Origin of the sequence: Pantoea sp. Ap-967, from assembly GCF_011752565.1 — a bacterium.
Lineage (GTDB): Bacteria > Pseudomonadota > Gammaproteobacteria > Pseudomonadales > Pseudomonadaceae > Aquipseudomonas.
Genome location: NZ_VWXK01000004.1, coordinates 189,485 through 212,041 on the forward strand (window position 1 = coordinate 189,485; position 22,557 = coordinate 212,041).

At 60.8% G+C, this 22,557-nt stretch carries 19 protein-coding genes; 8 read left to right on the forward strand and 11 right to left on the reverse strand.

Going from position 1 to position 22,557, the window contains the following annotated elements; all coding sequences use genetic code 11:
• Positions 1 to 216: 216 nt before the first annotated feature.
• Together ettA and F3J45_RS06550 are read right to left on the reverse strand one after the other, a co-directional pair.
• Positions 217 to 1,884, reverse strand: a complete 1,668-nt coding sequence (gene ettA, locus F3J45_RS06545; protein ID WP_167059131.1) for an energy-dependent translational throttle protein EttA — start codon at positions 1,882 to 1,884, stop codon at positions 217 to 219.
• Positions 1,885 to 2,158: 274 nt separating this feature from the next.
• A complete protein-coding gene (locus F3J45_RS06550; protein ID WP_205300424.1) occupies positions 2,159 to 2,494 on the reverse strand; it encodes a hypothetical protein in 336 nt (111 codons plus the stop codon).
• Positions 2,495 to 2,837: 343 nt separating this feature from the next.
• Here F3J45_RS06550 and F3J45_RS06555 point away from each other — a divergent pair, with 343 nt between their 5' ends.
• From F3J45_RS06555 to F3J45_RS06570, 4 genes are all read left to right on the forward strand, one after another.
• The gene (locus F3J45_RS06555; protein WP_205300002.1) at positions 2,838 to 6,668 is read left to right on the forward strand and encodes a GGDEF and EAL domain-containing protein; all 3,831 of its coding nucleotides are present in this window, start codon (positions 2,838 to 2,840) and stop codon (positions 6,666 to 6,668) included.
• A 213-nt stretch (positions 6,669 to 6,881) separates the two neighbouring features.
• Positions 6,882 to 8,135: a serine hydroxymethyltransferase gene (glyA, locus tag F3J45_RS06560; protein ID WP_167059136.1), complete on the forward strand. Its 1,254-nt coding sequence runs from the start codon at positions 6,882 to 6,884 to the stop codon at positions 8,133 to 8,135.
• A gap of 235 nt (positions 8,136 to 8,370) precedes the next feature.
• Positions 8,371 to 9,327 (forward strand): arsenic resistance protein, encoded by a 957-nt coding sequence (locus F3J45_RS06565; RefSeq protein WP_167059139.1) that lies wholly within the window; start codon positions 8,371 to 8,373, stop codon positions 9,325 to 9,327.
• A gap of 202 nt (positions 9,328 to 9,529) precedes the next feature.
• Complete coding sequence (locus F3J45_RS06570; protein ID WP_167059143.1) at positions 9,530 to 9,847, forward strand: DNA-binding transcriptional regulator; 318 nt, start codon at positions 9,530 to 9,532, stop codon at positions 9,845 to 9,847.
• A gap of 94 nt (positions 9,848 to 9,941) precedes the next feature.
• On the opposite strand, the gene F3J45_RS06575 is transcribed toward F3J45_RS06570, so the two are convergent.
• From F3J45_RS06575 to F3J45_RS06610, 8 genes are all read right to left on the reverse strand, one after another.
• Positions 9,942 to 10,871: a malate dehydrogenase gene (locus F3J45_RS06575; protein ID WP_167059146.1), complete on the reverse strand. Its 930-nt coding sequence runs from the start codon at positions 10,869 to 10,871 to the stop codon at positions 9,942 to 9,944.
• Positions 10,872 to 10,970: 99 nt separating this feature from the next.
• Positions 10,971 to 12,506, reverse strand: a complete 1,536-nt coding sequence (locus F3J45_RS06580) for a hypothetical protein (RefSeq protein ID WP_167059149.1) — start codon at positions 12,504 to 12,506, stop codon at positions 10,971 to 10,973.
• Between the two features lie 553 nt (positions 12,507 to 13,059).
• Positions 13,060 to 13,677, reverse strand: a complete 618-nt coding sequence (locus F3J45_RS06585; protein WP_167059152.1) for a LysE family translocator — start codon at positions 13,675 to 13,677, stop codon at positions 13,060 to 13,062.
• Between the two features lie 68 nt (positions 13,678 to 13,745).
• Complete coding sequence (locus F3J45_RS06590; protein WP_167059155.1) at positions 13,746 to 14,378, reverse strand: alanyl-tRNA editing protein; 633 nt, start codon at positions 14,376 to 14,378, stop codon at positions 13,746 to 13,748.
• Positions 14,379 to 14,494: 116 nt separating this feature from the next.
• Positions 14,495 to 15,304: an AraC family transcriptional regulator gene (locus F3J45_RS06595; RefSeq protein ID WP_167059158.1), complete on the reverse strand. Its 810-nt coding sequence runs from the start codon at positions 15,302 to 15,304 to the stop codon at positions 14,495 to 14,497.
• Between the two features lie 98 nt (positions 15,305 to 15,402).
• Positions 15,403 to 15,633 carry a hypothetical protein gene (locus F3J45_RS06600; protein WP_167059161.1) on the reverse strand — a complete coding sequence of 77 codons (231 nt, stop codon included), beginning with the start codon at positions 15,631 to 15,633 and terminating at the stop codon, positions 15,403 to 15,405.
• Between the two features lie 443 nt (positions 15,634 to 16,076).
• On the reverse strand, positions 16,077 to 16,550 hold the full coding sequence (locus tag F3J45_RS06605; protein WP_167059165.1) for a helix-turn-helix transcriptional regulator: 474 nt from the start codon (positions 16,548 to 16,550) through the stop codon (positions 16,077 to 16,079).
• Positions 16,551 to 17,251: 701 nt separating this feature from the next.
• Complete coding sequence (locus tag F3J45_RS06610; RefSeq protein WP_167059168.1) at positions 17,252 to 18,070, reverse strand: hypothetical protein; 819 nt, start codon at positions 18,068 to 18,070, stop codon at positions 17,252 to 17,254.
• A gap of 341 nt (positions 18,071 to 18,411) precedes the next feature.
• Between F3J45_RS06610 and F3J45_RS06615 the strand changes: the two genes are divergently transcribed.
• The 3 genes from F3J45_RS06615 to F3J45_RS06625 all read left to right on the forward strand — a co-directional run bounded on the left by F3J45_RS06615 (position 18,412) and on the right by F3J45_RS06625 (position 19,956).
• Positions 18,412 to 19,131, forward strand: a complete 720-nt coding sequence (locus F3J45_RS06615) for an HNH endonuclease signature motif containing protein (RefSeq protein WP_167059171.1) — start codon at positions 18,412 to 18,414, stop codon at positions 19,129 to 19,131.
• An 80-nt stretch (positions 19,132 to 19,211) separates the two neighbouring features.
• Positions 19,212 to 19,577: a hypothetical protein gene (locus tag F3J45_RS06620; protein WP_167058698.1), complete on the forward strand. Its 366-nt coding sequence runs from the start codon at positions 19,212 to 19,214 to the stop codon at positions 19,575 to 19,577.
• 43 nt (positions 19,578 to 19,620) lie between these two features.
• Complete coding sequence (locus F3J45_RS06625) at positions 19,621 to 19,956, forward strand: hypothetical protein (protein WP_205300425.1); 336 nt, start codon at positions 19,621 to 19,623, stop codon at positions 19,954 to 19,956.
• 313 nt (positions 19,957 to 20,269) lie between these two features.
• Here the strand turns inward: F3J45_RS06625 and F3J45_RS06630 are convergent, their stop codons facing one another.
• Positions 20,270 to 21,163, reverse strand: a complete 894-nt coding sequence (locus F3J45_RS06630; protein ID WP_167059174.1) for a LysR family transcriptional regulator — start codon at positions 21,161 to 21,163, stop codon at positions 20,270 to 20,272.
• Positions 21,164 to 21,291: 128 nt separating this feature from the next.
• Here F3J45_RS06630 and F3J45_RS06635 point away from each other — a divergent pair, with 128 nt between their 5' ends.
• On the forward strand, positions 21,292 to 22,140 hold the full coding sequence (locus F3J45_RS06635; protein WP_167059177.1) for a nitroreductase family protein: 849 nt from the start codon (positions 21,292 to 21,294) through the stop codon (positions 22,138 to 22,140).
• The last annotated feature ends 417 nt before the right edge of the window (positions 22,141 to 22,557 follow it).

Genomic DNA, 22,557 nt, shown 5'->3' on the forward strand with positions numbered 1-22,557 from the left:
GTTTTTATGAAAATATTTGGTGCGTTTTATATAAATGTATACAAAATCAGCCTCGGTGGCGCCTGTTTCGCGGGGCAAGCCCGCTCCTACAGGGGGCGCAGAATCAGGGTTGTCCTGTAGGAGCGGGCTTGCCCCGCGAAGCAGCAACCAGCCTTTCCAGACAGGCACAAAAATGGGGCCACCCAGGGCCCCATTCTTGTGCATCAATTCACTGGCTTACTGCGCCAGCTTCTTGTGCCGTACACGGTGCGGCTGGGCAGCAGCATCGCCCAGGCGCTTCTTGCGGTCCGCTTCGTACTCGGTGTAGTTGCCCTCGAAGAACACCACGTTCGAGTCGTCTTCGTACGCAAGGATGTGGGTAGCCACACGGTCCAGGAACCAACGGTCGTGGGAAATCACAATGGCGGCGCCCGGGAAGTCCAGCAGGGCTTCTTCCAGGGAACGCAGGGTTTCCACGTCCAGGTCGTTGGACGGTTCGTCGAGCAGCAGGACGTTGCCGCCCTCCTTCAGGGTCAGGGCCAGGTGCAGGCGGCCACGCTCACCACCGGACAGGTCCTTGACGAACTTCTGCTGGTCGCCACCTTTGAAGTTGAAACGGCCAACATAGGTACGCGACGGGATCTCGTAGCTGCCGATGCGGATCTGGTCGGAACCGTCGGAAATCTGCTGGAACACGGTCTTGGCGCCGTCCAGGTCTTCGCGGCTCTGGTCCACGCAAGCCAGTTGCACGGTTTCACCGATTTCGATGCTGCCCGAATCCGGCTGCTCCTTGCCCATCAGCATGCGGAACAGGGTCGACTTACCGGCACCGTTACCACCGATAACGCCAACGATGGCGCCTTTAGGCATGGCGAACGACAGGTTGTCGATCAGCACGCGGTCGCCGTAGCCCTTGGTGACGTTCTTGAACTCGATGACCTTGTCGCCCAGGCGTGGGCCAGCCGGGATGTAGATCTCGTTGGTTTCGCTGCGCTTCTGGAATTCCTGCGACTGCATTTCCTCGAAGCGCTGCAGACGGGCCTTGGATTTGGACTGGCGGGCCTTGGCGCCTTTGCGCACCCACTCCAGTTCCTCTTTCATGGCCTTCTCGTGGGCGCTCTGCTGCTTGGATTCCTGCGCCAAGCGCTCGGACTTGGCTTCCAGCCAGCCCGAGTAGTTGCCTTCGTACGGGATACCGGCGCCACGGTCCAGTTCCAGGATCCAGCCGGCGACGTTGTCGAGGAAGTAACGGTCGTGGGTAATGGCCACCACGGTGCCCGGGAAGTCGTGCAGGAAGCGCTCAAGCCAGGCCACCGAGTCGGCGTCCAGGTGGTTGGTCGGTTCGTCCAGCAGCAGCATGTCGGGGGCCGACAGCAGCAGGCGGCACAGGGCCACGCGACGTTTTTCACCACCGGACAGGTGCTCGATGCGCGCATCCCAGGCCGGCAGGCGCAGGGCGTCGGCGGCGACGTCCAGCTGACGCTCCAGGTTGTGGCCATCGGCGGCCTGCAGGATGGCTTCGAGCTTGGCCTGCTCGGCGGCCAGCTTGTCGAAGTCGGCGTCGGGTTCGGCGTAGGCGGCGTAAACCTCGTCCAGGCGGGCCTGGGCGTCCTTGATCACGCTGACCGCTTCCTCGACCACTTCACGCACGGACTTGTTCGGGTCCAGTTGCGGTTCCTGTGGCAGGTAACCAACGTTGATGTCGGGCATCGGACGGGCTTCGCCGTCGAATTCCTTGTCGACGCCCGCCATGATCCGCAGCAGGGTCGATTTACCGGCGCCGTTCAGGCCGAGCACGCCGATCTTGGCGCCAGGGAAGAACGACAGGGAGATATTCTTGAGAATTTCCCGCTTCGGCGGCACGACCTTGCTCAGCCGATGCATGGTGTAGACGTATTGAGCCAAAACCAAGCCCTCTAATCAGATAGGTAAAGACATCGACGATCGCCCAGGCGATGGGCCTGGGGGATGTGTTTACGGGGTGTAGTGAACAAAGTCGACCATTCTACGCCAACGCGCGGCGTTGCACAGGGTGGTCGGATGATGGGGGTGGGATCGTGAGGCTTTGGTTGCCTGTGCCGGCCCTTTCGCGGGGCAAGCCCGCTCCTACAAGGGTTTCAATCACATTGTAGGAGCGGGCTTGCCCCGCGAAGAGGCCAGCAAGGCGAATGAAGCAGGCTCAGACGTGACGCTGTTTGCCCGCCTTGCCGCGCGGCAAGCGGCTACGGCCGTTCTGCTCGGCCAGGCGCGCCGCATAAGCGGCCTTGACGCTGAAACCACCGCTACGGGCCGGTTGCGCGGCCGCTGGGGCAGGCTTGGCCGCAGCCGGCGTGCTGACGACCTTGCCAGCGGGCTTGGCGGCAACAGCCACGGGGGCTACATCAACCGGTGCCGCTGCCGCCTTGGCGGTCTTGCGCAGTTCGGCCAGCGATGGCGTCTTGTTCTTCGAGGCCGCAGCGGCGTCGGGCTTGTCCAGCGAACGCTGGCAGGATTTGCAGGATACGTCCGCGGTCACGGCAGTGCTGACAAGGGTCTGACTGCTGCGCCCACAGGCGGAATCGAGGCCATTGGTGGAAAAGTGAGTAACCAAAACCGAACATCTCCGATGCGTTGTCATGTGAAGCGGGCGGCATTCTCGCACAACCTGCAGGGTCTTGCCGAACGGCCCGCCCGCACCACGACCACCGGCCATGAACAGTCCATGTACAATCATACTGGCGCTTTGCCATAACTGCAGGCATGCTAGCCCGTTCGGGTGTCCGGCTATATAGTGCGCCACCGCGGTCCAGGCCTTCGCATCCCGGCATATACCGTGCATGCTCACGCCCTGCCACCGCCCCCAAACGCAGGACCAACGCTTGACCAATCTCAATCATCCGTCATCGCTTGGCCCCGACACGCCAGCCCCGGTTGCTTCGATGCGCAGCTCGGTGAAGGGTGCGCTGGCCCTGCTGGCCTTGATTCTGCTGGGTTTGCTGCTGTGGCAACTGTTTGCCCAGTTCCGCCATACCCAGGCCGACCAGCGCCAGCAAACCCTGGATGCCAGCGCCGAGCTGGCCGACCACCTGGGCCTGAACATGGCGCTCAAGGCCCAGCAGGCGCTGAATGTGGTTCAGCCCTACGTCAAAGCGCCGTCGCCTGCCGCCCTGCCCAGCTTGCTGGCGACCCTGCGCGAACGCCTGCCAACGCTGCGCGACCTGGCCTGGCTGGATGACGCCGGGCAGGTGCGCAGCGACAGCCTGGCCGGCACCCCCGACCGTCAGTTGATTGACGAACTGGTTGGGCTGAACCAGGGCCGCGGCTACTTCTTCGCCAACTCGGCAGACAACCGCACCATCTACCTGCTGTTGCGCCAGGCCGCCGAGCAAGACCGTGGTTATTGGCTGCTGCGCCTGTCACCTGACTACTACCAGGCACTCACCGCACACCTGGACGGCCCCAGCCACCCGCTGTGGCTGCTGGAAAACAGCCGCAGCGGCGAGGTGCTGGAGCGCCACGCCCCGGTAGAAACCAGCAAGGAGCCCCTGCAAAGCGTGATGCTGGCCTACATCGACAGCAGCACCTGGCAACTGCGCGGCCTGTTCGACGCGGGCCTGGCGCAGCAGAAGCTGCTGCCAGCGTTGCTCGGCAAATGCCTGCTGGCGCTGTTCTGCGCCCTGCTCCCGGTACTGGCGCTGATCAACATGCGCCGGCGCCAGCGCGCCCTGCAGGAAGACCGCCGACGCTACCAGGAAATTTTCGAGGGCACGGGCGTGGCCCTGTGCGTGCTCAACCTGTCGAGCCTGCCCGGCGAGCTCGACCGCTACCACCTGCGCAACCCTGCCGCGCTCAGGCAGAGCCTGGCCTTGGACCCCAACCTGCGCCGCACCCTGCTGCTTGAGTTGAAGATCACCGAGATCAACCAGGTGGCGCGCCAGTTGCTCAACGTCGACTGCAACGAAGGCGCCTGGCAGCGGTTGATCGAAGGCAGCGGCGATGGCCGCGACAGCATCGGCATGCAACTGATCGACGCGCTGATCGAACAGCGCCCATCGCTGGAACTGGAGGTACGCCTGCCGGCGCCGTTGGGCGGCGAGCTGCACCTGTGGCTGATGGCGCGCTTGCCGCAACAGCGCCGTGACTACCAGGCGGTGATTCTCAGCATCAGCGACATCACCAGCCGCAAGCAGGTGGAGCTGTCGTTGCTGGAGCGCGAAAGCTTCTGGTCGGACGTGGTGCGTACCGTGCCCGACCAGCTGTACGTGCAGGATGTGCTCAGCCAGCGAATGATCTTCAGCAACCGCCACCTCGGGCAAACCCTGGGCTACGACCGCACCGAGCTTGCGCAGATGGGCGACCGCTTCTGGGAGCTGCTGCTGCACCCCGAGGATGCCGCCCAGTACCAGGCGATGCGCCAGGGGCAGCGCGACACCGGCCACAGCCAGGCGCTGCACACCCAGCTGCGTTTTCGCCACCGCGACGGCAGCTGGCGCTGCTACGACATCCGCGAGCAAGTGCTGACCCGCGACGCCAGCGGCCTGGTGACGCGCATCATCGGCGTGGGCAAGGATGTCACCGTGCAGATCGAGGCTAGCCAGTCGCTGCGTGACAGCGAACAGCGCTACCGCATGCTCGCCGAAAGCATCAGTGACGTGATCTTCTCCACCGACAGCCGCCTGCAGCTGAACTACGTCAGCCCCTCGGTACAGGCCGTGCTGGGTTACCAGGCCGACTGGATCTTCGACAACGGCTGGCAGTCGATCATCGCCAACCCCGCCCAGCTCACCGGCATCTACAGCCTGATGGAGCGGGTCAGCAAGGCCATGGGCGACAGCGCGCAACTGGCGCAATTACGCGAGCAACTGCCAACCCAGCTGTTCCTGTTCGACTGCCTGCGCGCCGATGGCCGCAAAATTCCCATCGAGCTGCGCCTGGTGCTGGTGTGGGACGAGTTCGAGCGTTTCGAAGGCGTGCTGGGCGTGGGCCGCGACATCAGCCAGCAACGCCGCGCGGAAAAAGACCTGCGCATGGCGGCAACGGTATTCGAGCATTCCACCTCGGCCATCCTCATCACCGACCCGGCCGGCTACATCGTGCAGGCCAACGAGGCGTTCAGCCGGGTCAGCGGCCATGCGGTGAGCGATGTGCTGGACCAACTGCCCGCCATGCTGGTGGTCGACGAGCAGCAGGAAAGCCACCTGCGCTACGTGCTCAAGCAGCTGCACCAGCGCGGCAGCTGGGAAGGCGAAGTGTGGCTCAAGCGCCGCGACGGCGAACGCTACCCCGCCTGGGTGGGCATTACCGCGGTGCTGGACGACGAAGGCGACCTGGCCAGCTACGTGTGCTTCTTCACCGACATCAGCGAGCGCAAGGCCAGCGAGCAGCGCATCCACCGCCTGGCGTACTACGACGCCCTCACCCACCTGCCCAACCGCACGCTGTTCCAGGACCGCCTGCACACCGCGTTGCAACAGGCCGAGCGGCAAAAGGCCTGGGTGGTGCTGATGTTCCTCGACTTGGACCGCTTCAAGCCGATCAACGACTCCCTCGGCCATGCCGCCGGCGACCGCATGCTCAAGGACATGGCCCTGCGCCTGCTGGCCTGCGTGGACGATGACGACACCGTGGCGCGCATGGGCGGCGACGAGTTCACCTTGCTGCTGCAACCGCGCGCTACCCGCGAGATGGCCCTGAACCGCGCCATCCACGTGGCCGAAAGCATCCTCGCCAGCCTGGTGCGGCCGTTCGTGCTCGAAGGCCGTGAGTTCTTCGTCACCGCCAGCATCGGCATCGCCCTCAGCCCGCAGGACGGCGGTGAGCTGAGCCAGCTGATGAAGAACGCCGACACCGCCATGTACCACGCCAAGGAGCGCGGCAAGAACAACTTCCAGTTCTACCAGGCCGAAATGAACGCCAGCGCCCTGGAACGCCTGGAGCTGGAAAGCGACCTGCGCCACGCCCTGGAGCAGAACGAGTTCATCCTCTACTACCAGCCGCAATTCAGCGGCGACGGCAAGCGCCTGACCGGCGCCGAGGCGCTGCTGCGCTGGCGCCACCCAACCCGTGGCCTGGTGCCGCCGGGTGACTTCATCCCGGTGATCGAGGAACTTGGCCTGGTGGTGGACGTTGGCGACTGGGTGCTGCGCGAAGCCAGCCTGCAGCTCAAGGCCTGGCACAAGGCCAAGGTGCGGGTGCCGAAAGTGTCGGTGAACATTTCCGCCCGGCAGTTCTCCGACGGCCAGCTGGGCACGCGCATCGCCACCATCCTGGAAGAAACCGGCCTACCCCCGGCGTGCCTGGAACTGGAACTGACCGAAAGCATCCTGATGCGCGAGGTGAACGAGGCGCTGCAGATTCTCGCCAGCCTGAAGAACCTGGGCCTGAGCATTGCGGTCGACGACTTCGGCACGGGTTACTCGTCGCTGAACTACCTCAAGCAGTTCCCCATCGACGTGCTGAAGATCGACCGCACCTTCGTCGACGGCCTGCCCGAGGGCGAGCAGGACGCGCAGATTGCCCGGGCGATCATCGCCATGGCCCACAGCCTCAACCTGGCGGTGATCGCCGAGGGCGTGGAAACCCACGAGCAGCTGGAGTTCCTGCGCGAACATGGCTGCGACGAGGTGCAGGGCTACCTGTTCGGCCGGCCAATGCCCGCCAACCAGTTCGAAGCGCAGTTCGCCAACGAAACGCTGTTCATGTTCCAGTAAGCCTTCGCCCGCTCCCACAGGGGGTGCGTCACGGCGGAAAATCGTGCCGAAAAAGCGGACCCCAGAGTCAACTCCAATCCCCAGCCAGCCCATATACGGCGCGGGATGCAACATGAGGCCCATTGGTCCGTGACTTGATGCCACTTCATATGCCAGGCGCGGATCAATCGGTTAGAATGCCCCCCCAAATTACCCCGATCCTTGAGGACCGCCATGTTCAGCCGTGATTTGACCATTGCCAAGTACGACGCCGAGCTCTTCGAAGCCATGCAGCAAGAAGCCCTGCGCCAGGAAGAGCATATCGAGCTGATCGCTTCGGAAAACTACACCAGCCCGGCAGTCATGGAAGCTCAGGGCTCGGTCCTGACCAACAAGTACGCCGAAGGCTACCCAGGCAAGCGCTACTACGGTGGTTGCGAGTACGTCGACGTGGTTGAGCAACTGGCCATCGACCGTGCCAAGGAACTGTTCGGCGCCGACTACGCCAACGTTCAGCCGCACGCGGGCTCGCAAGCCAACGCCGCTGTCTACCTGGCCCTGCTGTCGGCCGGTGACACCATCCTGGGCATGAGCCTGGCCCACGGTGGCCACCTGACCCACGGTGCTTCGGTTAGCTCCTCGGGCAAGCTGTACAACGCTGTTCAGTACGGCATCGACGGCAACGGCCTGATCGACTACGACGAAGTCGAGCGCCTGGCTGACGAGCACAAGCCGAAGATGATCGTCGCCGGTTTCTCGGCCTACTCGCAGGTACTGGACTTCGCCCGCTTCCGCGCCATCGCCGACAAGGTCGGTGCCTACCTGTTCGTCGACATGGCCCACGTTGCCGGCCTGGTTGCCGCTGGCGTGTACCCGAACCCAGTGCCATTCGCCGACGTGGTTACCACCACCACCCACAAGACCCTGCGCGGTCCACGTGGCGGCCTGATCCTGGCCCGTGCCAACGCCGACATCGAGAAGAAGCTGAACTCCGCCGTGTTCCCAGGCGCCCAGGGCGGCCCGCTGGAGCACGTGATCGCGGCCAAGGCCATCTGCTTCAAGGAAGCGCTGCAGCCTGAGTTCAAGGCTTACCAGCAGCAAGTGGTGAAGAACGCCCAGGCCATGGCCGAAGTGTTCATCGAGCGTGGTTTCGACGTGGTATCCGGTGGTACTCAGAACCACCTGTTCCTGCTGTCGCTGATCAAGCAGGAAATCTCCGGTAAAGATGCTGACGCTGCCCTGGGCAAAGCCTTCATCACCGTCAACAAGAACTCGGTACCGAACGACCCACGTTCCCCGTTCGTGACCTCGGGCCTGCGTTTCGGCACCCCAGCCGTCACCACCCGTGGCTTCAAGGAAACCGAGTGCCGCGAGCTGGCTGGCTGGATCTGCGACATCCTGGCCGACCTGAACAACGAAGCGGTGATCGACGCCGTGCGTGAGAAGGTCAAGGCCATCTGCAAGAAGCTGCCGGTTTACGGCAACTGATTGGCAAACGCCTGATGTGAAAAAGCCCGGCCTTGTGCCGGGCTTTTTCGTACCTTGCTCGCAATTCTTGTAGGAGCGGGCTTGCCCCGCGAACACGGGCGAAGCCCGTGCCATCCACCGAGGCGCCTGCTTCGCGGGGCAAGCCCGCTCCTACAGGTTCAGTGCCCGCCTGCACAAACCCTGCAGTCACGTATTACCCTGTGCCCCTTCCAGACGAGCAAGCACAGGCCCCACCTTGACCAGAGAACAACTCGAAACCCGGCAAATCCCGATCTACTTCGCCGTGGTACTAGCAGCCATTGCCTTCGGCCTGCTGGCCACCGACACCGCACGCCACCTGCAATCCCTGGTCACCCCCGCCATCGCCGTGCTGATGTACGCCATGTTCCTGCAGATCCCCTTCCTCGACCTGCGCCAGGGCCTGGGCAACCGCCGCTTCATGGCTGCCCTGCTGCTGGCCAATTTCATCCTCGTGCCGCTGCTGGTGTGGGCACTCACCCGCGGCCTGGTCGCCCACCCCGCGATCCTGATCGGCGCACTGCTGGTACTGCTCACGCCCTGCATCGACTACGTGGTGGTGTTCACCCATATCGGCAAAGGCAACACTTGCCTGACCCTCGCCGCCACGCCGGTGCTGCTGCTGGTGCAACTGCTACTGCTCCCGGTGTACCTGGCGTTGATTCTGGGCGATGGCAGCGGCGTAAGCCTGCGCATCGCCCCCTTCGTGGAAGCCTTCGTGCTGCTGATCGTGCTGCCCATGCTGCTGGCCGTGCTCACCAGCGCCGGCGCCCGCCGCTCCCGTGCAATCGCCACCTGGAACGATGCCTGGGCATGGCTGCCAGTGCCGGCGATGGCGCTAGTGCTGGTCGTGGTGATCGCCTCGCAGATTGCCGTGGTGCTGCGCGATCTCGACCGCTTGCTGCCAGTGCTTCCGGTGTACCTCGGCTTCATGCTGCTGGCACCGCTGCTTGGCTTTATCTCGGCACGCCTGCTTCGTTTGCCCGCAACCGAAGCCCGCTCGGTAACCTTCAGCGCCGCCACGCGAAACTCGCTGGTGGTGCTGCCGTTGGCCCTGGCGTTGCCCGAGGACTTGCGTGGGCTGGCAGCGGCGGCGGTGATAACCCAAACGCTGGTGGAGTTGGTGAGTGAGCTGGTTTATGTGCGGCTGGTTCCGGCGCTTGTGAGGCCCTAATAGACCTGACCATCGCCTCTTGTAACCCTGGACATATCCAGACAATCAATCGATTACCGCTCACTCCGCCAGAGCCAGGAAAATGATTCCCCAGAGCGCATACAGCGTGCGCTCGACGGGCTCAAAGTACCGGCTTCGAGCATTACACCAAAGCCCAGCGTGCCAACATAAGCCCCGCTGAAATCAGCAAGGTGAAATGAATATGCGTGATTTTGATATCGAAAGCGTTGCCAAGGCGATCGAGGCTGATGCAGGTGAACCATTGCCTGAGCTTCGACAAGCCCTTGAAGAGGCCAAGCTGGGCGCGGGGCGGGTTACCACGCCGGAACAGATTCTGGTGCGCCAGGCTCGCGAGCGTTGCGGGCTGACCCAAGTCTCCTTCGCCGAGCGCATTGCCACGCCAGTGGCAACGTTGCGCGACTGGGAACAAGGCCGGTTCGTACCTCCAGGTGGTGTGCTGTGCCTGATGCGCCTGATCATCAAGCACCCGGAACTGTCGCTGGAGTTGGCCACCCACTGATGCTGATAAACCGCGACCTGTAGGAGCGGCCTTGTGCCGCGAAAGGGCTGCAAAGCAGCCCCAAGATCTCGCGGGCTCAAGCCGCGCTACCGGGTCACAACGCCTTCATCTCGGCAATGTCCCGCGCCACCTGGTCCGCCGAGTGATCGAACATCGCCTGCTCCTGCGCATCCAGCGGCAATTCGATCACCCGGGCAATGCCCTCCCCTGCCAGCACGCAGGGCACGCCCATGGCGATATCGGTGCGCCCGTATTCGCCCTCCAGAATCGCCACCGTCGGCAGAATGCGGTTACGCCCATTGGCGATTGCGTCCACCATCTGCGCGATGGCCACGCCCGGCGCATCGCAGGCACTACCGACCTTCTTCAAGCCGAGGATCTCACCGCCACCTTTGCGTGTGCGCTCTACGATGGCCTCGACCTGCTCAGTAGACAAGAAATGCGACAGCGGCACCGAGCCGATCTGGCAGTAGCGCATCAGCGGCACCATGCTGTCGCCATGCCCGCCGAGCACCAGCGCGTTGATATCCCGCGCAGAAAACCCGGTTGCCTCGGCGATGAAACACTTCATGCGCGCAGTATCCAATACCCCCGCCTGGCCGAACACCTTGCCCCGCCCCAGCCCGCTGAGCGACCAGGCCCGGTAGGTGAGCACGTCGACAGGGTTGGACACCACCAGCACCGTGGCTGCCGGCGCGTAGCGATTGATGTCGTGCATGATGCCGTCGATGATCGGCAGGTTGATGCTCAGCACATCCTGGCGCGATTGGCCGGGCTTGCGAGGCACACCCGCGGTGATCACCACCAGCTCGGAGTCTTGCAGCATCTCGGCCTTGGCCCCGCCATGAACCCTGGTATCGGAGCCCGACTCCACCGCCGCCTGCCAGATGTCCAGCGCCTTGCCCTGAGCCAATTCGCCCTGTACGTCGATCAAGGCCAGCTCACGGCAATACTCTTCCCGGGCGATGACCTGGGCTGCCGCTTCGCCCACGATCCCGGCACCCACGATGGATAACTTGTTCACCTCACACCTCCCAGCGGCGCGCGCCATCAGGCGCATGCCTGCTTGTATAGAGAAGTATTGCCTGCTGAGGCGAAATGGCCAGCGTGAGGTTGATGCCGGTCAGTAGTTGCTTATGCCCATCAGAACGGCTGTAGCCCGCTTCTGGTCAGCCATTGCCAGTGCTTCGTGGTAGACCGCCTGGTAAACCGTGCACAAGGTGTCGCGATCACGCCTGTGCAAGTGCTCGTACGCCTGCGGCAAGCGCTGCTCGACCCGCTTGAAGATCGCATCCAGGTCCGCATCCAGCGTGGCTTGTGCAGGCGGATCGTCCTCACGCAGCGGCAGGGTAGCTTCGAACAGGCGCATGCGAGCCGCCTGCAAGTCTGCCTCGGCCTGGGCGGGTACCTGGCTGCGCACGTCCTTGCCTGTGAGGAACCCCCAGCAGGCATCTGCGCCAACCTGTTCAAGCGCTGCCAGGTAGTCGAACTGGCTGCGCCAGTAGTCCATCGCCACCCCGTCCGGGGCCTGCAAGATCGCAAGCCTCAACAGTTCGTTTTGCCGCTGGGTAGTAGCAGCATTGAACAGGCGAAATTGCCTGGCATTGCCCAACGCTTCGGCAATCCGACGTTTCTCGGCTGCAAACTGCTCGGGGGCCTTCTGCTCCAGGATGCGAAATAGCAAAGAGCTGCGCAGGTAGGCGTCAAGCCGCGCGGGTTCACGCAACGACGCCAGGCGCCGGTCGGTGAAATCGGCCGGGTCGGCCAAGCCCGTGATGATGTGTTCGCTACGCAGGGTGCCCACGTCCGGGAACCACATCGCGTCTTGCGGCGTGTTGAGTACGCGCTGAATGAAGTCCTCGCTCAGGCCGCTGTCTTGTAGGGTATGGCGGTAGATCTGGGTGATCGCCTCCGGCTGCTGGTCCGAGCCATAAAGCGCCCCCGCATGAAAACCCAACCGCCCCTCGGGGCCCAGCCAACGTTCCTTGCCCGCCTGGAACACAAGCGTACAGGCACTCATGCAATCGCCGTCGGTGTAGGTAATCAGCCCCTTCTGCCTGACCTGCCTGGCGATGCCTTGAGCCTCCAGTAACAGGCCGCCGCCACTGTCCAACTGCACCCGCGTCACCGCCGGGTGCGCATCCAGCACGTCGCGTACCGCGTCAGCGCTGCCCAACGACCAGCCACCGGCGATGACGAGTTCATCCGGCGCCAGCAGGGTGATGTGGGATGGCGGCAGCTGATCGGGGGCATGCCATACCTGCCAGGCCGACTTGAGCACCGCCAAGCTGTCGTCTTCGACCACGCTGTACAGGGTATAGGCGCAATCGAGCAAAATCAGCCCACACGCCACCCGCACCCACAGCATGCTCCCCCCCTGAGCCCGGTGCCGACGCGCCGAACGCCAGGTGCCCACGCCCTGCCAGACCGCCATCGCCGTCATCGACACTAGCAACACGCCCAGCGCCACGATCAGGGTTGTCGGGCTCGGCGGGTAGGCGCGAATGAGCGGTTCCAGCCCGAACATCGGTAACCAGACCAGGCTCAGCAACACGCTGTTGACCCAGAACGAACGGGCCAGTGAAAGCTCGCCACGCCAGTGCCGCATCAGGTAGGACGTACGCGGGCGGGCAGGGAGTAGGTCGGGAGCACGGTCCATGTGGGTACACAATCCTGGAGGGAGTAATAGCAATCTGCCCGCACCCTATCGGAGCAGAGCGGCTCCAGCAAGCGTGGCAGCCACCGTCATTTGGGCTGATCAGCCAAAGCAACCGTTTCCACCTCGACATAGCTGGATTCCCCACCGCCCTGCCCCCCTGACAACCCCCCCCCACACAAAATGCAGCGTGGTACGTCCGGCTTCATCCACGCCAACCCTGCCACGCGACCAACCGGCGAGGGTTTCACCGTCGACGGTGATGCAGTGGAAAAGCAACTCGATGGTATCGGGCCCTGTTACCCGCCCCACTTGGTGGCCGGTACGTATCCGTCCGCCCTGGTAAGTGCTGGTGATAGCACCCTCTTCGACGTGATAAAGGAAAAGCGTGCCCGTGCCCGACAGGCCCTGGCTATTGTTCGCGACCGCAAAACGACGATTGTGCAGCCGGCTTCTGACTTGTACGAAAGCGCTTTCCATAGCGGTATGACCTCGATGTGGGAGGCCGAGACTAGACCGCTTTTCATCACCGCTGCAACGGCAGTTGCAGGCGACGTTACCGAACAAAAGCGAGGCGCAGGCCAAGCCCCACCAAAATTGCACCCATGATGGCATCGATAGGCCGGCGCACCTTGGCATAGCAAGCACGTACACCGGCGGTGGAAAACATCAACGCCAGCGTCGAAAACCAAACAAACGAAACCACCGTCACAACAACGACCGCTGCAACCAGCACCCAACTTGGGGCATCCACCGGCAGTACGGTGATGAAAAAGCTGCCAAAGAAAGCCGCAGCTTTTGGGTTGGTGGCGGACACCAGCAACCCGACACGCGGCGCCGGGGTATCAGTACGCTTGGCAGTTCTGACTTCCATTGCCTGATAAGGGCGCCGTGCACTCAGCAGCATTTTGCCACCCAGATAAAGTAAGTACGCCGCCCCCACCACGCGAATCGCATCGTAGAGCCACGCCACTGTAGCCAATACGACGCCCAGGCCAATCACCGCCAGAATCGCCCAGATGGCGATGCCCACACTTGTCCCCAACGCCACGCCAAGCCCCCGTTTACGGCTCACCAGCGCGTTGGAAGTAACGGCAATGAAGTCCGGGCCGGGGCTTACGCAACCCAGCAGCATGACGGCGCCAATGGTTAAAAGCTGAGGAACATAGTCCACGGGTGTCTCCAGGTAATTCAGGGCGAGCAGGCGTTAATAAATTGAGCACTTGGTCACTACAGCCGCCGCTATTGGGCGACGTCGTAGTGCACCGACAGCAAGCCCTTTTTCTCTTTGAACTTGAGCACCTTTATGCGCCCGACCACACCTGTGGAGGCGACATGGGTACCGCCGCACCCATGCAGGGGCAACGTGCCGAAGCATACTGACCTGACACCTTCCTGATTGCTGAGATGGCGCGGTGCATCAAGCTCGATCAGGGCGTTGACCGCCTCCTCGACCACTTCGCCGGTCAAAGGCTCGGAATCCGACTGGCGCTCGAAAACAACCCGGCACTCGCCTGGCCAGTGGTGGCCTTTGCTAGGCAGCCAACCCAAGCTCTGCCCGACACAGGCAATCAAGTGGCCGGCTGAATGAAGGCGAGCGTGTAGCGCACGCGTTTCGGGGTCGATGGCGATCTCGACTGCCCCCACGGGTATGTGCCGCCCGACGATATGCGCTACATCACCCTCGATATTGATCACCTCTTCAACCTGGACTCCTGCGATGGAGCCCCGGTCCGCCAACTGCCCGCCACCTTGGGGGTGAAACAGGGTTCGATCCAGCGTCACCCGAAACCGCCCATCCTCCTGGGCTGTGCAACTCACTACTTGGGCGTTCAAGGTCAGCTCATCGCTGGTGAAATAAACCCGTTCAGTCATTATCCAAGTCCTTACAGTCTCTTCAGGGCAATGCCCGATAAGGCACAAGGGTAGAGAGCCAGGATGCTGCGCACTTGTAAAAAATTGACGGGATAGCGGCGCGATGCCGAACGGAATCAGTAGCGCGACGGGGCAACGCCAAAGGCGTGCTTGAAGGCACGGTTGAAGTGGCTCTGGTCGTAGAAGCCCACCTCTTGCGCAATCTGCGTCAGTTCCCACTGGGTATGGCTCAGCAGCACACAGGCGCGCTCCAGGCGCAAACGCACCAGCCACGCATGGGGCGTCATGCCCACGGTGTGCTTGAACAGCTTCAGGAAGTGAAAGCGCTCAAGGCCACAGAGGGCGGCCAATTCCTCAAGCGAGATTTTCTCCGCGAGGTGTTCGTTGCAGTAATCCCGCACGCGCTGCCACTGAATGGCTGAGAGCGAGCCTTTTACGAAGTCTGGCTTCACCATGCGTGCTTGGGCGAACAGCTGACCGAGTAGCATGAGCCATTGCGATTCTGCGAAAAGCGGGTCGGTATTGAGCCCATCGCGCAGTGATTGGTGCAGCCGGGCAAGCTGAAGGGAAAGGCCGGCATCCTGCAACACTGCGCCACCCAGGGCAGAAAACTGGTCCCGGCCGGTCAGCTCCTGCGTCACGTCGCGCAACAGGTCGGCGGAAACCCGAAACGTCTTGAGCGTGTAGGCGTCGTCGCCCGCGCTGTTGCCATCATGGATTTCGCCTGGCGGCATCAGTTGGATGGTGCCCGGTGTGAGGTAGACCGTTTCGCCATTGAGCGCCTGGCGCTGTACGCCGTCGGTAATGAGGCCTACGTGGTAGTCGAGGTGGTAGTGACGGCCGAAACTGAAACTCGAAAACCGCGCCTCGCTTAGCACCAGGCCTGGGATTTCGCTGTTGCGTTTGTATTCGACATGGTTGGCCATTACCCACCTCCTGCAGCGCTGGGGGGATCATCTCATACCTGGGGGTGGGCGGCGTGGGTAGCTGCGCCAGCGCTTTGCTGGCGGCAGCCATGGCGATCTCAGTCGGAGGTATCGATGGAGTCGTTGGTGTTGATTATCTTCCCGCACTGTTCACTGGCCAGCCGGCTGATGATGCGAATGGCTTGGTGAATGCCCGCCGTGTTGCGGAAACTCAGGTGGGGGTTGTGTTCGCACTCCAGCATTTCATCGTGCTGGACCAAGGCTTCGCCTAGTAGTTCTAGGGTCCAGGCGTAGCTCTGGATGGTGGAGAGGCGTTCTTGGTCAGTCATGGGGGGCCTGCCTGGGTTGCGAGGTGGGGCTAGGCTGGGTGCTGAGGTGGGGAGCGGATGCGGGGATCCTGGAGGGACTTCTGGTGGGCATGCATGAGTTCCTTTCGTTATGGAACTGCCACCGCTCGCGGCCAAGCAAGTTGAGGTGGCAGCAGTACGCGGGTTGGCCGACCGGGACGAAAGGAGCCCGGCACACCCGAAGGTGTCCCGCGCACCACCGCCATGACGCGACATCGCGGGCACAAAAAAAAGCGCCTGCGATGAAGTCTGGGCGCTGCTGCGCCTTTCGATTCCGACCGGCCAAGGTCGCATCACCGATGCTTCGGCGACCGGGGCAATTTATCCCCCTGGGCGTGCTTTCGCAAGCGCCTGCAGCGTTCAAAAAGGCAATGTACGACGTAGGAAGAATGCAAGCGGCTAACGACCTGCAGTTCACATCCATCTCACTTTTCCTGGCTGCTTTTCCGCGCCCGTGGTGATGCGGGCCTCGACAGTGCTTTCTTCGCTTTGGCTGCCGGAGGGCTTTTCCCTCGCTTCGCTCCGGAGCTGACCAGCGGCACAAGATTCGCCACCGGCTTCGCGGGCACAGCGATTGGCCCATCAGCCAGGCCGACATTGTTGCCGACGACCGTTGCAGTGGGCTTATGTTTGGCAGCCATCACCATACCCATCCGCACGCCAAAGAGACGCAGTATGGCCTCCAAAGTGCTGAGCTTTGGATTCGACTTCCCACTCTCCAGCTCGTACAGGCTTTTCGTAGACATCTTGCACATTGCCGCGAAAGTCTCTTGGTCAAGCCCGGTGACTTCGAGCCGCAGATGGCGGATGGAGGTCCCAATTGAATCGAGCCCCGCCGCGTTGCGCTTGACGATATCCTCTACGAGCTGAGCGCGTTCTTCAGGCAATAGTTTTTTCATCGCAGTCCCCACCCTACGGGTCGCTTATCCAGGTTACTCACGGGTAGAAAGACGACAAGGCACCCGCCACCACCAACAAACTCGGGGTTATCAACAGTGAGCGTCGCTCCATGCACCACCGGAGAGAGCTTGGATCGTGAGCCTGAGCGGCATCGCCATACCATTAATCAGCACTTTAATGCTGATTAATGGCTTTGGCACGGGATTAACCGGCACCACGCTACCGATTACGCACTCACCGCAATTTAGCCTCCCCCCAACGACTAGGCCAAGCTCAAGTGTGTGATCGACGCTCAGAGCTAAGTCGATCTCGGTTAGGGTGGCAGCTGTACGCAGGTTGGCGAACCGAGGAAAAGGAACCCGGCAGACCCGAAGGTCTCCCACGCACAGCCGCCATTACACGAAACTGCGGACGCAAAAAAAGCGCCTGCAATCGTGGTCGGGGCGACGTTGCGCCTTTTCGTACGGCTCGCCAAACCCGGTCCCGAGTTGGTCGCGACCGGGGCAATTTATTGCCCTGGGCGTGCTTTCGCAAGCGCCTGCCCCATTCAAAAAGGCCATGCATCTCGTAGGAAGAATGCGGACTGCCAAGGGCCTGCGGGGACAACGGAGCGTCTTTCGGTAATTGCCTCGCTTAACCGCTCGCTTAGCCGCTACCCCGTAGTGGGATGTCGCCCTCGGGCCTCAATCTTCGCAGAAACTCAAAGATTACCGGCCATCTTGCGAGCGTAATGCCGATCACTCAGGTCCTTCTTAGGATCAGCCTTGGCCCAGACCATCGGCTTGTCACAGTTCAAACAGGTCAGAACCTTTTTGTCGGCGCTTAGCGAGTAAAGCTTCGCAGTGGCGTTGTCGCCGACCTTCAAACCGTCATCCGTCACTTCGAACCCTGGGAGCTCATAACTAATGCGGTCCATGGTCTCGAACTTGAAGGACCAGACCCTCACCTGCTTGGCCTGCCAGATGCCCATGATGATCAGAGGGTCGTACTTCGTAGCCCGCTGATAAACCCAATCACCCTCGAAGGGCCCCAGCTTTTTCGCCTCGATATCCCGCCGCCCCTGCTCCAAGGCTTGCTTCTGCATTTTTTCCAGCTCGGCATTCAGCGCTTCTTCTCGCTTGTGTGCCTGCTCTTTGAGCAGCTTGTCTGTGTCGTAGGGCCCTTTGGGGTCATAGCTCCAAACAAGCTGATCCGCTTTCAAACCGATCACCTTGCAGTTGAGGCAATCAAGGCTGCGCTCGTCGACGTTGCGTTTCATCACTAGTCGAGTCGAACTGTTCACGTCATCCAGAAAGAGCTTGCCGTCTTTCTCCGAAACGTTGAGCTTGGCCAGCGGTTTGATCCCAGATGCCCCAAAGTCTCCGAAGACTTCCGCTTTATCACCGTGAATATTCAGGACCATGGCACCTTTCAGGCTTGAGTCCTGAAAGCGGTACGCGCCAGTAAAGTCCTCATCCCCACAGCCAGACAAGAGGGCGCCGACGACGGCTACTGAAGCGAATTTTGACAGCGTGCGCATAACGTTTTTTCCGTTGTGTATTTGTCGCCTGGCGGCGATGCTTCCAATCGAGCAATGTCACTTTAACATCATCCATTTGATGTGGGAGGCTCGACAGGGTGACGGAACGGAGCTGAAAGCATGCCTCTGGGACGCAGCAGAAGAGACGGCTCTCTTTGTTGCTAAAGGACAAGAACTTGCTCCAATCGTTGGCCCTGATGAAGAAAGAGGCGACCACGGAAGTAGCCACTCAACCTGCATCAAGGAGAATTGCACCAAGCAAACCACAGGCCCAGCCATTGAGCCGGGCCGACACAGTAGGAGGGCACCGTTCATGCTGCCCAGGATCGAGGGAATAGCCCATGGCAAATGTACTCACCACCGAACACATTGAGAGCGCTTACCGTATCGCCGGCCACGTTATGGACGAAGGCCTTTCGGTAAAACAAGGCGTTGCTCAACTCGTCACCGAAGGTGTCGGGGCGACCTATGCCCAGGATCTCATTAATGTGTATAGGTACATGCGATCGGGACGCTGTTATCACCGCACGATCAACGTCGAAGCGACAGACTATTTCCTGCGACAGCTCTTTAAGGACGGTGGGGCAGCGTTTCTTTCGCATGCCCTCAACGCTACACGTCAGCACATCGATTATTACGAAAAACTTCAAAATCTGACGCTGCACCGCAAGCGAAAAGTGGTGGCAGATCTTGAGAATCTGCTGACTGGATCGGTTATGTCGCACTTTGCTGAATTTGAGATGCAGGTAGAGGCTGCCCTGAAAGACAGTTCAGAGGCCCGTACAGCTCGGTTAGCATCTAGGGCGCATCTGCGACCAGAGAAGGTTGTCATCACGTCAACGGTATTTGTCCGTAACCCTGATGTGGTTGCCGAAACGCTCCATCGTGCTGCCGGAGTTTGCGAGGCATGCGTCCAACCCGCGCCCTTTACTCGAAGATCGAACGGCAAGCCCTACTTGGAGGTCCACCACAAAATTCGTCTGGCCGATGGTGGTCTTGATACCTTGGATAACACTATTGCGTTGTGCCCCAACTGTCACAGGGCCTCCCACTACGGGTAGCTAACTGTTGAAGGAAAACGAAGGACGTATTCACGAGTGCCGAGCGCTGCAACGCACCCAATTAGGAGTTAGGAGAACTCATGAAAAAAGCACCTGTGTCAGCCGAAGGCCAGTCTTGGAACCGCCCGTTTGAAGTGCTCGGTAAGATTTTCTTCTGGGCCTTTTGGACGCCAATCCTCTATATCATCATCGCGCCCTGGTTGAGCCTCGGTGTCATCACCTATTGGCCTAGTCCGATCTTCGCCGGATTCTTCAACTCGATGGCATCGACAGGCTGGCTCGTTGTGTCAGTGGTGGCATTCGTCTGGGCAACTGGCGCGCACGCCCACGGGTATTACCAGCAACGCCAGTCGAAGAAGAAGTTCCGGGCATCACTCGCTGAGAAGAACGCGCGCAAAGCCGCCGGCTCGGAGCAGGCCGCGAGCGAAGCTGAAAAGGTTGGTTGATCGGAGTGAGCAAAAGACCGGTTGTGTTCACTGCGAGGGATCAATGCTGGAAATCGAAGTATCGACCGTTGCCGACCAGAGCCTTTTCGAGCAATCGGCGTACACCCTGGAAACAGGGCTAGGCGGGCGCTGGACGCAGCGCCTGGACGGGCTGGATGAGCGCTACTGGGACCTGCAGGTCAAAACGCAGATCATCACCTTGCACCTGCAGCATTATCTTGGGATCTGCGTGCTGATCCCTTCGGGTTGCGAGCAGCTGGCGCACGGGTTCGCCAGTTGCTCGGCGGCCAGGCGAGCCGGCAGCGCTGATGGCCACATCGCCGGTGCTATCTACCGCGTCGCTTGCTTCGCGGGCAAGCCCGCTCCCACAGGGTGTTGAGTACATGTCGAAAGCCTGGTCCTGCCGAGCATCTGGACCAAACCACTATCACGGCTTATCAGGTGACTCAGGGATGAAGCCCTGCTCTCTCAGCGCCTTGATCACTCCGCGTATGAAGTAATTGCTGGAGAAACCAATCGTGAACTGCCTTGACCCCGAAAAGCTGCATCAAACCTAAAGTACTGGTGCCGGAGACAGGAACGATAGGAATCGAACCGGGGTGTGGCGACCAATGAATTCGAGTGCAATCGCGTGCAGGGCTGGCGAGGTTACCACGGGATTACCACACGCACATCGGAGCTCCTGGTCTGGGTTAGCCATTTGAAAGCAGCTCAACAACCCAATCGACGAACACCCGAACACGGGCATTTAACTGCTTTGTCTGTGCATAGATGACTGAAATCGGAATCGTAGATTGGGTATATGGGGAAAGCAGGGCAACCAGCTCACCAGACTCCAGGAAGGGCCTCACAACGGACTGATGTGTCTGCCCTACTCCGAGCCCAGCGACCATCATGCGGATAAGCCCCGCACTGTCATTAGCTGCCAGGTCGAATCGGGAGAAGCTGCTCTCCTTACCGCCATCAGTGAATCGGAGCGGCCACATCTCGCCTGTCGCTGCACTGAAATATCCAAGGATTTGGTGATCCGTTTCCAGTTCCAGCGGGCTGGCCGGAGTTCCACAACGACCGAGATAGTCAGGACTGGCGCACGTTACAAGGCGGTCTTCGAAAATGGTGCGTGCGATCAATGTCGAGTCGCTCAGCTGACCTGCGCGTATCACGCAATCAACGCCCTCTTCGATCAGGTTGACGGGTCGGTCACTGATCCCTAGCGCCAGCTGGATGTCCGGGTAACGCTGCTTGAAGTCGCTTAGTGCTGGGATCAACACAAAGTTGGCCAAGGAGGCGTGTACATCAATCCGTAGCCGCCCCACTGCCTGAGCCCCCATCCCCCGAAGCGCCATATCAGCATCCTCCAGTTGAGAAAGCACACTGGCGGTACGGCGATAGTATTCAGCCCCCTCCATCGTCGGTGCCACCGAGCGAGTCGTGCGCTGCACCAGTTGGGTTCCCAGATGCTCCTCCAGGTCCTTCAAGGCTTTGCTAAGGGTCGAACGAGGAACGCCCAACTGGGCTGCTGCCTTGGTGAAGGACTTGGCTTCAACAATTCGCTGGAATGCACGGATAGCCGAGAGATGATCCATCAGATTGGTTCCTACGAGCTCTGATTGTGCATTGTGGTGGATAAAGTTGGCATGAAAAAGGGGATTATCTGGACGATGGCAGTCAGTACGGTATGGAACATCCAGTCCATACCGAGGCATCCACTTATATGTCGAACGAAACTCAACGCCACGCAGACCTTTTAGAGCAACGCTATGGGACTCAAACCAAACCAGAGAACATCATCTGGTCTGCTCAAGTCGAAGCAATGCTTAGCCACCGCTCAGTGCGCACGTTCCTGGAAGATGATCTGCCCGATGGAGCACTGGCGACGCTGGTGGCTACTGCTCAATCCGCCTCCACTTCATCGGCACTCAACCAATGGAGCGTCGTGGCAGTGACCGATAAAGCGCTCAAATTGAAGCTCGCCAAGACCATCGCTGAGACAGTGCCAACAGACCGCATACCGTGGATTGAGGAAGCCCCCGCTTTGCTGCTGTGGGTAGCTGATGCTTCACGGTCAGCAGAAATAACCAAGGCCCAAGGCTCGGAGCCGGTGGTGCTGGATTATCTGGACTCATTCCTCATGGCTTCAATCGACACTGCGCTAGCGGCACAGAATGCCTCTCTCGCTGCTGAGTCCATAGGGCTCGGCGTGGTGTTTCTCGGTGTGATGCGCAACGCTGCTAAGGCGGTTGCCGACATCATCGGCCTCCCATCCCACAGCTTTGTCGCCTTCGGCATGGCGGTCGGTCGGCCTGACCCTGAGCGCATCAGCAGCATCCGACCTCGGCCAGCTCAACCCATGGTGTTACACCACAACCAGTACGCCAAAGGGCGTTACCTGGATTACGTAGATGAATATGAGAAAGCCAGCCAAGCGTTCCGAAATGCTCAGGGCATGAGCCCTAAGACCTGGCAAGGAGCTATTCACGGCTCAATGACCAGCATGGACTACATGGGTGGACGCCAGGAGTTGCGTGACATGGTTACTCAACAGGGATTCAAGCTGCTGTGAGCGCACAGGCAGCTATGTGGCCATGTGCTACTTCTTTTGCAGGCTTCAATCAACGCTGCTTACAGGAGTTCATATGTTCACTGATATCAAACCAGGTCCAAAACCAAAACGTGAGGATGGAAAAGACGACCGCAGACGGCACGTAAACCCGCCCAATGATAAAAAACATCCGACTCTGCCCATCCACAAGCACAAACCAGGCGACTGATCGGTAGCAGCCGGTGTAGCCCTCCATCATGGTATGTGCTGGAGGGCTTTTGCTGAAAGGCATTGCATCCATGGACTACGCAAAAAACAGATAGTCGAACGCTCACGCTTCAGCGTTTTGGCCGGCCTTCACGAGTCTCAGCAGGGTGCTCCGTGACGCGCCAGTAGCCTTGCAGACCTCAGACCAGTAAATCCCCCTGTCCAACATCG